Raw genomic sequence first — 15072 nt, 5'->3', positions numbered from 1 at the left:
CCATCAGCAAAGCCTATTCACAATTACTAGATGGAAACAAAAAAGGCAAGGTTGACTGATCTATCAACCTTGCCTGTGTTTGATGAGAACGCTTAGCCGTCGCTATGTAACTACTGCTCTGCGCTCACGCGGATGAAGAGTTTTTTATTATCTTCTTCGCCGCAGCTCATGAGTAATTTGCGGGTTTTGTAGCCGTCATAAGCATCCTCCTCTTCGAAGGCTTCATCTTCTGCTAGCTCCCAAGTTACCCAGTTAGACAAGTCAGACGAAATCTCTGTCTTGTATTCAACGCCTGGTCGGAAGTCATACTGGTACTCAACTGTACCAGGACCTTTGTTTTTCATTCTGGCGCTAACATCACCAAAGGCAAAACGCTGGAAGGTCAAGTTTGGCTGATTGTAGTCGAACCTCCATGCTGCAGGAGCATCAGCACAACCACCTTGGCTGGCAATCCACTCTGCATACTGGCCTTGCTTGAGGAAGTAGGCATCACCAAGTACTGCGTAGGCATTGTTCGTATTCCCATCTGTTCTATAGAACTCGAAGCTCAGCGTATTCACACCGCTAACATCTAGGCTACAATGACTAGGCATAGCCAATGGTGCTTGCGCCGAACTGAAGACCAACTCACCATCCGCCCGGATTTCATAATAGATGGTTCGATTTCCTTCAGCCGGCACAAAAGTATCCGCATTGAAACTGGCGTATTCACCCGCTAGCTGATAGCTGACTGAGGTATCAGCTTTAATGCCTAATCCTTTTTCGTAGGTATGACTACCGTAAGCTAGCGGCGCTCCATCGAGAGTATCGAGCCAGATATTACCTGACTTCGTATCCCACTCGAGATCACTGAGATAGATGGCGCCATCAGGGATGCAGGCCAGCGCAGGTGCACAGCCAATCTCTGAATTTTCCACCACGACAGTTTCCTCCTCACAGTTAGGCGAGCAATAGACCATCATATTATCAACGCCCCATGCTGAGCCGCCGGTATTCTCAATGAGGAGCTCAACTTTGTTAACCCCACCAGTAAGTGGTGCAACTAAGATATGCTCGATGCCTTGTTGGGCATCAATGGTGTAAATGGTACCAATACTATGGCCATAGTTTTTCGTGCCAACAGCAGTGTACGGCCCCTGTTGCAGGGAGATGTCATAGCTATCTACAAACTCACCATTAACCAACAGCTGCACCGTGCCACTAGGGCTATTAGATAAGTTAGCAGCAAGTGTATTCACCCTAACCACATAGTTCCCTTGTTCGGCAGCTGTAACGTGCCAGATGAGTGAGCCGCTTGTATTTTTACTAACTTCAGCCACGACCGCATTGCTGTGGTCATAAGTGGCATAAGGAATGCCATCCAACATAGCATCTTCAGCTTCGTAAATCATGCCAGCCACGCCAGTAATCATTTTGTAACTGCTAGACTGCTCAGCTGCATTGGCACTGTAATTGACCAGCTGTGATTCTTCATCTGTTGGACGTTCACCCGGCAAAATCACCACACGAGCGACATTATAATCACTAGCCCCATGACTATCAGTAACCTGAAGATGGAACTTTTGAATTCTTGGCTCACTAGCAGCTGGTGCTACAAAGTTCGCGACGGCCTTACCTTTCTGCTTCAGAGAAATATCAGCCGCAGAGTTACCAATGTACCATTTACTCCACTGATAGGTAATTTCATCACCATCAGGGTCATCTGAAGCGCTACCATCAAGATAGACTTTCTCCCCTTCATAAACGTATTGCACGCTCGGAGTTACCGCCCATGGATGGTGATTTAAGTTAGAATCTCTAGGTTCAAAGTAAACCAAAGTCACCAGATGGGATTCTGCCCCCCAGTCGTCTTGAGCAGCGATAGTAAACACGTTAGGACCAGGCAAATGCTCAGCTAAGTCATCTGTGACAGGGATCACAAAATCATAAGTACCGTCTTCGCGCTCCTCAATCGTGCCAGGATAACCGTGACTGGTTGAGATTCTCACTTTGTTGCCTTCAGGGTCGGAGACCGCAATGTGCATGCGGATTTCCTCACCAGCTCTGCCACGGAAGATGTTTTTATAATGACCAGGACCTTCTCCCATTTCAACAAGGCTCATGCTAGGAGCACTATTTGGCAGCACTTCCAACACCATGGTTTGCTGATTTTCGCGACCGTGTTCATCTCTAGCGATGAAAGTTAGTTTATGCACACCAAGGTCTGAAGCATCAGGTTTGATGTAATAAATACCGCCACGCTTGCGATGGTTTTGGAATGCCATGCCAGCCGACCCAATCATCTCAAACTCCATCTCCTTGCGGTAGTTGCGATTGATAGTGAATGGCAATGTCAGATACTGACCTAGGCGAAGAGTCACCGTTTCCGTGATAGGATCCATGATTGGCTCTGGACCTAACTGACTTACTTGAAGTGAAATCGACTGGGTATCATTGCTTGAATACTCAGAGCTAGAAGCTTTGATTTTGAAAGTATGATTGCCAATATCACTCGATTGTGGTGTCCACTTTACATAATAATCATTGATGCCAAATCCATCTGGCTCGACTACTAACACTGCGCCATCAGGAAGATTGTTAGCAGAGATAGATATATCGCCATCAAGTCCCTGCATGCGTGAGATGAACAATGTGTATTCCTCACCCACAGCTACGTGCTCAGTACCGCTGCACAAAACCACTGGGGAATCAAGTTCACCACCCCATTTAGGCATGCGGTTGTAACGTTGTACAAAAGCTCGCATATAGCGCTCTTCTCGCGCAGAACCATAGTCCGCCCAGAGCCCGTGAAGCTCTGAGTACGACGCTGGTGCATCACCTTCACCACTGAAATAACCCTTATAATTACACGAGTCACAGCCTTCACCGCTACATGTGGAACACACGGTATGATAGATACCATCTGGCAAGATACCATCGCCACCACATACAGAACAATTTGAGCTCTCACCACCACAGGCCAAACAATCAATATTGCTTACCCCGTCAGTATCCTTGCCTAAGAAATATTTCCAGTCGAGATAAGTAGCATGCAATATGAATGCCGCGTGCTGTCTAAAGCCAGTCTCATTATAACCAGCCTGACCATAACCGCCATTTCTCTCGTAAACCTGGTTATCTCTACCGTCACGATTTTTTGTGCCCTTGCTTTCAAAATCGGCCATCGACTTGTGATAGGTGAAATATCTAATGGTCATCCCATGGAACATGGACATTGGTTTACTATAAGTCATTAGCCAACACCCCCAAGGTCCATATTTAGGCCCTAGTGCCGGATCACGAGTAGGTGCGATACCGCTACAGAAGTCCCACCAACCGTGTTTCATCCTATTGAACCATGCCTTGCGGCGGCTGTTATTTTCGACATCAGTATGCCCAATACGAACGCCATGTTGGTGGATCTCCCTATTAACAGCTGAGTCTAACTCGAAATGCCAGCTACCTGGTTTGTCCCATTTTCCATCTACCCAATCTGGTAAATGATGCTCGTAGGATTGCATGGCGAGCCATGATCCTTGTGCGTACTGAGCCATGACAATGCCATCATAACTCCAACCGTCTGCAGCTACATTTTTGTTTACGTATTCATAACCATAACGGTTACGCCAGAACCAACGGTTGAGCTCAACCGCGCCCCACAAACTAGCAGGTGAAGTTCCATTTTCCGCAATATGAGCCTTAACAGCATCGTCTGAGATCGCTGGAGGCACTGAGTGAGGCATCCACTCCATCCACGAGAACCGCTTCTTGCTAGAGAGCATCTGCGTGCGGTCATACTTGTTCAGATTAAAGTGAACATCTTCAATGGTTGGGTAAAGATACCCTGTCCAACCTGCATAAAAATCGTCATTTTCATTGAGCACTGGATTGAGAATACCCGGCTTCAAAGCTAATGGACCAGGCTGCAAAAAGGCGTCAGCAAAGTCTTGGAATGGTCCAGGGTGGTTGTAGCGCAGGAATTCATATACTTTCTCACCTGCTTCTGGGTCGCCTAGCGCTCCAGCAAATTTCTTCGTACTAGAAACCACACGGGCTGCACCAAAATCCGCACCAAACATCGGCATGTCTTTGCCGCTTTCAACGTGGCAAGTCGCACACATTTCTACATAAATCTTACGTCCCTCTTCGACACGCTCTGGTGAGAAGGCGTCTTCCGCCATGTAGGAAACCTCAGTTTTACCTGTCTCTTTAAATGGCAGCTCAAAATTATCTGGCAAAATACCAGGTTGAACCCAGAAACCTTTGTTATATTTTAGCAATACTTTAGTTCCTGTAACGACATCATAAGCATAAACGTCAGCGAGTTGTAGCTGCTCGTAAGCTTGCGACGAAGATTCATAATGCAGCAGGTTTACCGCTAGTGGCAATGCGTCTTCGGATGGGTAACGCAGATAGATAGCTGAGCTAGAATCAATGTTAATTTCACCGCGCACGTCAAGGTAGGCAGAATGGTTAGCCCACTCGTTACCTAGCTGGGAATCCATTCTATCCGCATAGGCGTCTAGATCTAGTCGACCGCCGTTAGTCAAATTAAGGCTATTGCCATCACCAACGAGGACCTTAGCTGCTTTCAAAGTAGAGTTATCAATGTTAGCTACATTGCCCGCAGCCTCTTTGCCTATCCACAGATAGTGACCGCTATCAAGCGTAGAACCGTTGATGAGGTTGAGGCTGTTGCTGCCAGCACCATCACCCACAGACACTTCATCCTCCAAGACATCGAGCTCAGCACCATCCAGAACTAACTGGTTGTTATCATCACCAGCACCGCCACCAATATTGACAATACTACCGACTTCGTGCGAACCTCCCAAATAGCTAACAGAGTTATTACCATTCAGTGTCCATAACTCATTGGAGAAACTAGATTCGTCATTTATTTCATAAGAAAGATCACCTTGTGGGTCGTAAAGGTCTGTGTAAGCACCAGGAACAATCCAACGGCGGTAGGCAAATTCCATCTTGGTGAGCTCTTCGTCAGATTCATAACCAATATAGACATTTGCTGTCTCAGCGATTTCTGCTGAAAAATACGGTGTAACTGTAGCTGGAAGCTGACTGCCGTCAGGGTAAATGATCTCAATACGAGAACTCTCGTCCATGGAGAATGAACCCGTGAAGTGCATCCTATCAGCCAGTGAATACCACTCTGGGTTACCAGATGGATAGCCACCATATACTTCTAAGAGCTGGATGTAGAGTTCATCAGTCTCCGGATCCCATGCTTGGCTTGGCTCATCAACTGCTAGACGTAAAAATCTAGCTAGAGTTGGTTCAAAACGGCGATCCGTCCAATTCTCAGAATTGTCTGTCACCACATCCAAGTTGATCCAATGCTCGTCAGTATCTCTATCAGGAGTCTCTTGCGTAGAGTATTGCAGACGGAATGCTTTGGTATTATTTGAGGTTTGATTAGACTCGTTAGCACCACGATGAGCTACCCTCCAGCGGTTAACCGCATACTCATCCCCGAGATCGATCATTGCATGTGCTGGAAATGGATCCTCAATGGCTCGACTTCTCCAGCGAGAACTGATCTCCCCGTCTAGCATGTTCGGTGCTAGATTACTATTCCGAGTCGTCTTGCAGGTAGCTTCTTTACCAAACGCAACATCCACACCAGCGTACTCTTCATATGAAGACGGGTATAATCTAAGAACCGAACCATTTTCTAGCTGCACATTACCACCAGTCGCCTCCAGAGCGATCAATGATAAACTGGCTTGGTTCAGGCTCAACTGACCACCTTCGCTTATATAAAGTGAATTATCGATAGTCACCGATGCCTCGCCCTTTAGCTCAAGAGAACCGTAATCCCCTCCTGTCCCCAAGCTGATTTGCTTAGTATAATTTTTTTCCTCGTTATCAACAACGAGATCCTTGGCCTGAGCCGCAGACATTGTTAGCAATACGGGCAGTATCTGCCTCCATGCTCCCCTTGATATTTTCATGTTAGTGTTGTGTTATTTGCTAGGGAATGGGGTATTTTATACATCTATAACGCCTAGCTAGACACGCCTTGTCAAAAGTAAAACAAGTTTTGACACTAGATAAATCTAGCCGAACATTTGTTTAGAGAGCGGCCCAATAACCCCCCATTAACTCATTCTCAGTAAACGAGTAACGACAATACTAAAACGTTACACTAAAAGGGGGATTTGCAGACTTAGCGGAAAAATCGCGGAGCTAAAAAAAGGCAAGGTCAATCGCTAGATCAACCTTGCCTGAATATACTGGAAACGTCTATCTGACGTGGTCTAACTAGTCTTCCGTGCTAACACGCAAGAATAGCTTTTCATTCTCTTCACTACTAAAGAGTAGCTTACGAGTCTTGTAATCGCCATTACCGCCAATCTCGGTAACCGAACCTGAATCAGGCTCCCAAGGCATCCAGTGATTCAAATCAGAGGAAATTTCCATCTGATAGTCTAGACCTGGACGGTAATCGTATTCGAACTCCAACTGACCTTTACCATTCCCCTTGATCTTACTGTTGCGGTCGCCGAAGGCATAACGCTTGTAGGTAATGTTAGCTTGTTTATAGGCAAACCTCAAGGCTGCTGGAAGGTTCTCAATACCACCTTGACTGATAAACCAATCATGATAGTCGCTAGGCTTCAGCAAGAAGGCATCGCCCACAACGGCATATCCTGATGGCTTCGTTCCACTCTTTAAGTAGCAAACGATTTTAAGTGTAGTCACACCACTCACATCAAGCAGGCAGTTTGTTGGGTTCTGGCTAGGTGATTGCACCGAGCTGAAGACCTTCTTATTATCCGCATAGAACTCAAAGTAGATGGTTCTATTTCCTGCAGCAGGCACAAATGTATCAGCTGAGAACAAGGAATAGTTGCCATTGAGTTTGTAGCTGACCTCAGCGTCGACTCTAAACCCTAGTCCCTTTTTATAGGTATGCTTACCATAGACTAAGGCAGCGCCGTTGACTTTATCAGTCCACATATCGCCATTCTTAGAGCTCCATGATAGATCGCTCAAGTACACTGCACCGTCAGGGATAGCAGCTAGTGGCGGAAGTGTACCGCCCACTGAATCTTCAATCACAACGGATTCGTACTCATTACTTGGCGCGCAGTATACCATCATGTTATCTACTCCCCAGGTCTTGTTATTAGTATTCTCTACCAATAACTCAATTTTATTCACACCAGCTACTAATGGAGCTTGTTGAATATATGATGACCCCTGTGATGCTGCGATTGTATAGATGGCTCCAATACTAGCACCGTAGTTTTTCGCACCAATCTCAGTAAATGGCCCCTGCTTATCGAAAGGATTAAATGTGCCAACTAACTTGCCATTGACCATCATTTTAATTCTTCCGCTAGCATTCTCCGAGGCATTTGCCTTCTGTACATTAACTCGCACAGAATAGTTACCGGCCTCTTCAGCTGGAACGTGCCACAGAATGGATCCGCTTTCCCAATTCGCAATTTGGGCAACTTCGCCACCACTTGCGCCAGAATACTTAGTAACAGACACACCATCTAACCAAGCGTCTTCGGCTTCGTAGATCATTGCAGCCACACCAGTAACCATTTTGTAATCACTCGCCTGACTATCAGAATAAGTATTCAGATTTGCTAGCTGAGACACTGGTATGCGAGGACGCTCACCTGGCAGCACAACAACACGTGCCACATTGTAATCAGTCGCCCCTTTGCTATCAGTCACCTGAAGAGTGAACTTCAGAATCTTTTGCTCGCTAACACTAGGCGCTGTGAATGATGCCACAACTTGCTTTCTGCTAGTCAAACTCACATTAGGCACGCCTGATTTGCTGACTTGGTCCCACTGATATGAAATAGCATCGCCATCTGGATCATCAGATGCTGATCCATCAAGATAGACTTTCTCGCCACCGTACACGTATTGCACGCTTGGGGTAACTGCCCATGGGTGATTGTTATCATTTGATCCACGTGGTTCAAAGTAAACCAGAGTTACTAGATGACCTTCTGCGCCCCAATGATCTTGGGCCACAACGGTAAATACGTTAGGTCCACGTAAGTGCTCGGCCATGTCATCTGTGACAGTAATCACAAACTCATAAGTCCCGTCTGATTTTTTCTCAATCTTACCAGGGTAACCGTGGCTCGTAGAGATCTTGATTTCGTCGCCTTCTGGGTCTGAAATGGCGATGCGCATACGGATCTCTTCCCCCGCTTTACCGCGGAAGATGTTTTTGAAGGCACCAGGTCCTTGGCCCATTTCCACAAAGCTGATCTTAGGCGCACTATTAGGTAGTACTTCTAGCATCATTGTCTGCTTGTTCTCACGACCGTGCTCATCCCTAGCAATAAATGTTAGTTTGTGCACACCTAGATCACTTTCATCAGGTTTGATGTAATAGATACCACCACGCTTGCGGTGATTCTGGAATGCCATGCCAACATTACCAACCATTTCAAATTCCATTTTCTTGCGGTAGTCGCTGTTGATAGAAAATGGCATTGTCAGATACTGACCGATTCGAACAGTTTGAATCTCATCGATAGGATCTAATGTTGGCTCTGGTCCCAGCTGGCTAACTTTAAGAGTAACCGTCTGAGTATCAGTACCAGAATATTGTGAGCTAGAAGCTTTGATCTTGAAGGTATGATTTCCAATATCACTCGCAGTAGGTGTCCACTTCACGTAGTAATCTTTAATCTTAAAACCATCATTCTGGCTCACTAACCTAGCGCCATTAGGAAGATCACTAGCTGTGATAGAAATGTCGCCATCCTGCCCCTGCATGCGCATGATAAACAAAGTATATTCATCACCCACACCTACGTGTTCTGTTCCGCGACAGAGAACTACAGGAGAAGTCAGTGCTCCACCCCAGCTTGCGTCTCTGTTGTGACGTTGTACAAAGGCACGTCTGAAGCGCTGCTCACGCTCAGTACCGTACTCCACGCTCATCTGGTAAAGATCAGCGTGACCAGCAGGTGCGACACCGCTGTTGACATTAAAACCACGACCGTCACATGAGCTACAGCCGCCGCCACCACAGCCACCACAGGTAGAGTGATAGACATTATCAGCAAGGTAACCGTCACCACCACAATAGCTACATTTTGAATCTTGACCTTCACAGGCCATACAATCGTAGCCACCGCTAGAGCCACCACCTTGACCTAAATAATATTTCCAATCTAGGTAGTTAGCATGCTCAATAAATGGCGCGTGTTGATGATAACTAACTCTCCAGTTATCTTCGTTATATTTAGGCTCATAGGCATGTAAATCTCTGTTATCACGAGATTTCGTGCCCTTATTCGCATATTCAGCAACCGCTTTATTGTAGGTGAAATACTTCAATGTCATGGAGTGGAAAAACTTCATGCTCTGTCCGTATGTTCCTAACCAACAACCCCACGGGCCGTAAGCTGTACCTTTTGATGGGTCACGGTTAGGGGCAATTCCACTACTGAAATCCCACCAACCATGTTTCATCCTAGCGAACCATTCCTTACGACGAGAGTTACCCTCAACGTCATTGTGTTTATTGCGTACACCGTGCTGGTGAATTTCAACGTTAACAGCTGAGTCTAACTCAAACTGCCAGTTACCAGGTTTGCTCCACTTACCATCTACCCAATCAGGCAGGTGATGTTCATATGACTGCATGGCAATCCATGAGCCCTGCGCGTACTGCGCCATGACAATACCGTCATAGCTCCAGCCGTCTTGCTTCACAGCACTTTTTACTTCTTCATATCCATATCGATCACGCCAGAACCAACGGTTAAGCTCGGCTGCACCATGTAGTGAGCTAGGAGATGTGCCGTTTGAGGCGATATGCGCTTTCACTGCATCATCTGAAATCGCTGGAGGAACTGAATGTGGCATCCACTCCATCCATGACAAACGCTTCTTGTTAGTAAGCATTTGGGTGCGGTTATAATCGTTCAAGTCAAAGTGAACATCCTCAATTGTTGGATAAGTATATCCAGTCCAAGCGGTGAAGAAATCGTGGTTTGTATTAAGTACCGGGTTAAGACTACCAGGTTTCAATGCCAATGGACCAGGCTGCAGGAATGCATCGCCAAATTCCTGGAATGGTCCAGGGTGATTATAGCGTAGGAATTCATACACCTTCTCACCCGCTTCTGGATCACCTAAGGCTCCAGCAAACTTCTTGGTACTAGAAACAACACGAACATCACCAAAGGCTGCACCAAACATAGGCATATCTTTACCACTGTCTACGTGACAAAGAGCACACATCTCTTGATAGATCTTACGCCCTTCTTCCACACGTTCTGGTGAGAATGCATCTTCAGCCATGTAAGAAACCTCAGTTTTACCTGTCTCTTTAAATGGCAGTTCAAAGTTAGCTGGAAGCATGCCTGGCTGAACCCAGAAACCCTTATTATATTCCAAGGTCACCTGCTTGCCAGTCTGTGCACAGAATGCGTAAACTGGAGTTTGCTGCAGGAGATCGTAAGCAGCTGAAGTCGACTCATAATGCAATAAGTTGACCGCTAACGGCAATGCATCCTCTGATGGATAGCTCAAGTAAATGGCTGAACCAGATTCAATTTTGAAATCACCTCGGATGTCAAGATAGGCAGAGTTATTTGCCCAACTATGACCAAGCGATGAGTCCATTGTCTCTGAGTAAGCATCAAGAATGAGCTTACTACCATTCGTTAGGCTGAGTGTATTGCCATCACCAACAAGAACTTTGGATGCTTTCAGAGTCGAGTTGTTAACTGAAATTTGGTTGCCGCTAGAGTTGTTACCAACCCAAACATAATGGCCACCATCAAGTGTAGAATCGTTTTCTACCGTAATGGTATTTTGACCCGCAGATCCACCAAGGCTCACCTCTTGTCCTGAGACAGTCAGGTTAGCTCCGTTCAGTACTAGATGGTTACTGCTGTCGCCATTAGATCCACCGATGTTAATCACGGTATCAACGACATGTGTACCACCAGTATACTTCACTGAGTTATTGCCATTCTGAGTCCACAGCTCATCTGAAGAGCTTGTGTTATCTGAAATGACATAATCTGTTCCCCCCTGAGGATCGTAAAGATCGGAAAATTGACCCGGAATAATCCAACGGCGATAAGCATACTCCATCTTGGTCAGATTACTATCAGACTCTCTACCAATGTAGACATTGGTTTTGGCAGCTTCTTGTTCTGTGCAGAACGGCCTTACAAACTTAGGCAGCGTGCTGTTTTTTGGATAAATCAGCTCAAGCTTTGAGCTACTATCAGCTGTGAACGTTCCACTAAACTTCACTCTATCAGATGAAGAATACCAATCGGGATAACCATTTGGATAAGAAGAGTAAACTTCTAACAGCTGAACTTTAAGCTCTTCACCAGACTTGTTATTCTGCGTTGGCACGTCAACGACCATGCGCAGGTATCGAGTTTTCGTTGGCTCAAACAGACGATCTGTTATACTAGCAGCGTTATCGGTAAGAACATCCAAGTTTTTCCAATGCGAATCAGTATTGATACCGGGATTGGATTGCGTACTATACTGAAGTCTATAGCCTTTGGTATTCTGGTCAGTTTCGTTAGAGCTCTTAGCGCCGTGGTGTGAAACACGCCAACGGTTCACCATATAGTCCTTACCTAAGTCAATACGCGCGTAAGCTGGATATTTATCGGTGTTAGCTAAACTTTTCCATTGGTTATACAAGTTGCCTGTAACCATCTGAAACCCTTTATTAGCAGCCCTGCTAGTAGTATCAGTTACAGACTTATGTAGTGCTACATCCTTTCCTATATCAGAATCACTATACTCTGATGGATAGATTCGCAGCACCGAGCCGTTTGTTAGTTCAATATTTCCATCAGCTACATCAAGCGCTATCAATGATAGAGTTGAGTTGTTGAGAGATAATTGTCCGTCCTGCAAAGATAAAGTATTTGAGATATCCGCCGTTGCTCTATTCTTTAGCTCAAAAGAGCTATAAGCAGCGTTAGATCCAAAACTTTGCTTTTCGGTATAGGTTTTGTTCGTGTTATTAAGCACGAGACTTTGCGCGTTCGCCGAGCAAAGTGTTAGTAATATGGGCAGTGCCTGCCTCATTACACCCCTGGGTAGATTCATGTATTTGTCGTTTTGTTAATATTTGGGGGTATAGGGTGTGGGATAGATTAGAATCTCTTCTAACTACCCTCATTCTGTCAAAAGCAAAACTAAACAAACACCCCAAACGACACTGCTGAACATTTGTTCAGTAACAGCCCAGTGTTTTAAACGAAAAATACCGCTAGAAACTAACGATCAATAGTTAACAAAAACTAAAATCACAACTACTAAACCGAGCAACTAAATTGTATAGATAATCGAGAAAGCTAACGAATTAGCTTACCGATTTAAGTCCACTACATGGCAAATTGGCCAATTACTGCAGCTAACAGCACAGTAGCCCACACTGGGACCAGCTTCAAACGCAGTACAAAAAACAATCCAACCAGCACAAATAGGTCGAACAATCCTCTCACTGAGCCAGCCAAAAACATGCCGAGCAGGGCAAATCCAAGCAATCCCACAACGGTCGCATTAGCCCCCTGAACCGCGCCAGCGGCACGTGAAAACAGCTTAATTCGATCCCAAAGTGGCAAGCCTGCGGAAAGGATAATCATGCCTGGCAAAAAGATCGCCAAAGTAGCCAACACACCACCTAAGATGGGATTTGAATACAGTGGAATGGAAGCGCCGATAAATGATGGGAATGCAAACAATGGTCCGGGAAGCGCTTGAGCAGCTCCGTAACCAGCGAGGAATTGATCTAATGGCATCGCGGCAGATTCTACAGCAGCAGACTCCAACATCGGCAATACCACATGACCGCCGCCAAATACTAACGACCCAGCCTGTAAGATTCCACCGAGCACCTCACCATCTTTCCCCGGCAAAACAGCTGGAGCGGCCAAGCAGGCCATTAAAGCCACGCCAGCTAGAGAGATTTTCCCCCATGCGGTTTTCTTGCGATCACTCTTACTATCAGCGGACGACTCTTTATTAAATAGGACCATGCCCATGATTGCGCCAATAACAATAACCACTGGCTGCATCCATGTCATTGGCAACAGATACAACAGCAGCATCGCTGATAGAGCCAAAACCATATGAATGAACTTAGGGCAGAGTTTTTTTCTCATGTCCACCACAGCCAAACTAACACAAGCAATAGCTGCCAGCTTCAAGCCATGCACCCAACCAGCATCGGTAAGGTGTGAGGCGCTAGAAAGCCCCATAGCAAATGCGATCATCAAAATTACAGAGGGCAAAGTAAAACCTAACCACGAGGCAAATCCGCCCAGCCAGCCAGCGCGCTCATAAGCAATGGCAGCTCCTAACTGACTACTAGCTGGACCGGGTAAAAACTGGCACACAGCGAGGATTTCTGCATACCTTTCCTCCGTCAACCATTGCCGGCGCACCACATACTCTTCGTGGAAATAGCCAAGATGGGCGACGGGCCCACCAAACGAGGTACAACCAAGCTTTAGGGCAACACAAAAACATTCTATGGGAGAAGCAGGTTTCATCAGCGGGAATCTATGGCATATATTACGAACATGAAGAACGAAAAATTTCTGACAAAAAAGTCAATTTGTCTCTTTGGCGGCACCTTTGACCCCATCCATCAGGGGCACCTGCAGATTGCTCAAGCTGCTGTAGACGAGTGCTCATTAGATCATGTTATTTTTCTCCCCTGCCGCCAATCGCCACACAAATCTACTGGGCCCGCAGCCAGTGATGTTGATAGACTCGCAATGTGCCAACGAGCGACCCAAGGTCTCGACTGGGCCATCGTCGAAGACCTTGAATTCACCATTGAGTCGCCATCCTATTCGTGGCGCACCGTAGAAGAGATAAAAAAGAAGTACGGCGATCATCACGACTATTACTGGCTGATGGGCACCGACCAATGGCACGCGCTCGAGCGCTGGAACCGCTACGACTATCTAGCAAGCCTGCTAGATTTCATTGTCTACTCACGTGGTGATCGTGCGCAAAACCGTGCAGGACTAGAATGCACACCCATCCACGGTGACCACCCAGCCTCATCCACTGAGATTCGCCACCAGCTAGCAACTGGCCAGCCAGCCAACTGGCTAGCTGAAAATGTTCAATCATACATTACTGATAGAAAACTCTACGCGACTGTGAGTTGACGAAGATGATTTTTTCCGCTTTGCTATGAATCATCAAAATCAGCACAGTTCATCATACATCCATGAATCTCAAATCCATTTCTACAGCCCTGCTTATCGGTCTCGTCGCTACGCCAGCAATGGCCCAGCTCAAAGAGGCTGCTAATCAGGAAATTTCCCCAGCCGCAGCATTTTCTAACCTCCCATTGGAAGTTCGCGAAGACTACGGCCAGCGCCTCATCGAGATTCAGAACTTGTTCAACGACAAGCGTATCTTTGATGCCATCGAGAAAATCGGCGAAGCCGAAAAGATCTTTGATCGCCACCCACTGCTGCTCAACATTAAGGGGGCGTGTTACGTGGAAATCCGCAATTTCGATAAAGCGGAGGAGATTTTTTCAGACGTTCTCGCCATCGATCCTAACAACGCAAACGTCAAATTCAACCTCGCTGAAGTGTCTTTCGTGAAAAAAGATTGGGATAACGCTGAGAAGCGTTTCACCGATCTTTTGCAGTTTGTTTCTGAAGAAAACAACCTACAAATGTATCGTTTGATTCAGTTCAAAATTATGCTCAGCCAGCTGAAAAATGGCAACGAAGATAAAGCTCGTGCCGTGGCTGACAAATACGATTTCATGGACGACAGCCCGTTCATCTATTACGCCAAGGCAGCCATCTCTTATCACGACGATGAAAAGTTAGAAGCTGAAAAACTGCTGCGCAACGCACGCTTTGTTTGGACCAACCCAAGCCAGCTAGCAGCTTGGCAGGACACACTCATCGAGTTTGGCTACGTCAAGAGCTTCTACGGTGGCGACGACGAAAATGATCCTACCGCACCGCGTACTGCTGAATAATTTACCAGCTAGATAATTTCTATCACTCGCCTATTGGATTAATTTCCAATAGGCGATTTTTTGGCCCTGAAAGCTGG

General features: G+C 46.2%; 5 protein-coding genes. 2 read left to right on the top strand and 3 right to left on the bottom strand.

The genetic code is table 11. From position 1 onward, the window contains the following. Positions 1 to 110: 110 nt before the first annotated feature. The 3 genes from JIN82_RS09175 to chrA all read right to left on the bottom strand — a co-directional run bounded on the left by JIN82_RS09175 (position 111) and on the right by chrA (position 13529). Positions 111 to 5951, bottom strand: a complete 5841-nt coding sequence (locus JIN82_RS09175) for an NPCBM/NEW2 domain-containing protein (protein ID WP_200311329.1) — start codon at positions 5949 to 5951, stop codon at positions 111 to 113. A 310-nt stretch (positions 5952 to 6261) separates the two neighbouring features. Continuing rightward, entirely contained in the window at positions 6262 to 12081 is a 5820-nt protein-coding gene (locus tag JIN82_RS09170; protein ID WP_200311328.1) for an NPCBM/NEW2 domain-containing protein, read from the bottom strand. Positions 12082 to 12359: 278 nt separating this feature from the next. Then, a complete protein-coding gene (gene chrA, locus JIN82_RS09165) occupies positions 12360 to 13529 on the bottom strand; it encodes a chromate efflux transporter (RefSeq protein WP_200311327.1) in 1170 nt (389 codons plus the stop codon). A 30-nt stretch (positions 13530 to 13559) separates the two neighbouring features. On the opposite strand from chrA, the gene nadD reads away from it, so the two are divergent. Next, positions 13560 to 14159 (top strand): nicotinate (nicotinamide) nucleotide adenylyltransferase, encoded by a 600-nt coding sequence (nadD, locus tag JIN82_RS09160; RefSeq protein WP_200311326.1) that lies wholly within the window; start codon positions 13560 to 13562, stop codon positions 14157 to 14159. A gap of 62 nt (positions 14160 to 14221) precedes the next feature. Next, on the top strand, positions 14222 to 14995 hold the full coding sequence (locus JIN82_RS09155) for a tetratricopeptide repeat protein (RefSeq protein WP_200311325.1): 774 nt from the start codon (positions 14222 to 14224) through the stop codon (positions 14993 to 14995). Positions 14996 to 15072: the final 77 nt, after the last annotated feature.

The sequence above is a fragment of the Persicirhabdus sediminis genome (genome assembly GCF_016595495.1).
Taxonomy (GTDB): Bacteria; Verrucomicrobiota; Verrucomicrobiia; order Verrucomicrobiales; family Akkermansiaceae; genus Persicirhabdus; species Persicirhabdus sediminis.
Note: the sequence above shows the minus strand (reverse complement) of the source record. Positions and strands in the feature narration are given on the sequence as shown.

Coding starts and splice junctions, on each gene's coding strand:
- JIN82_RS09155 (WP_200311325.1), top strand. CDS start 14,222: ATGAATCTCAAATCCATTTCTACAGCCCTGCTTATCGGTCTCGTCGCT.
- JIN82_RS09175 (WP_200311329.1), bottom strand. CDS start 5,951: ATGAAAATATCAAGGGGAGCATGGAGGCAGATACTGCCCGTATTGCTA.
- JIN82_RS09170 (WP_200311328.1), bottom strand. CDS start 12,081: ATGAATCTACCCAGGGGTGTAATGAGGCAGGCACTGCCCATATTACTA.
- chrA (WP_200311327.1), bottom strand. CDS start 13,529: ATGAAACCTGCTTCTCCCATAGAATGTTTTTGTGTTGCCCTAAAGCTT.
- nadD (WP_200311326.1), top strand. CDS start 13,560: ATGAAGAACGAAAAATTTCTGACAAAAAAGTCAATTTGTCTCTTTGGC.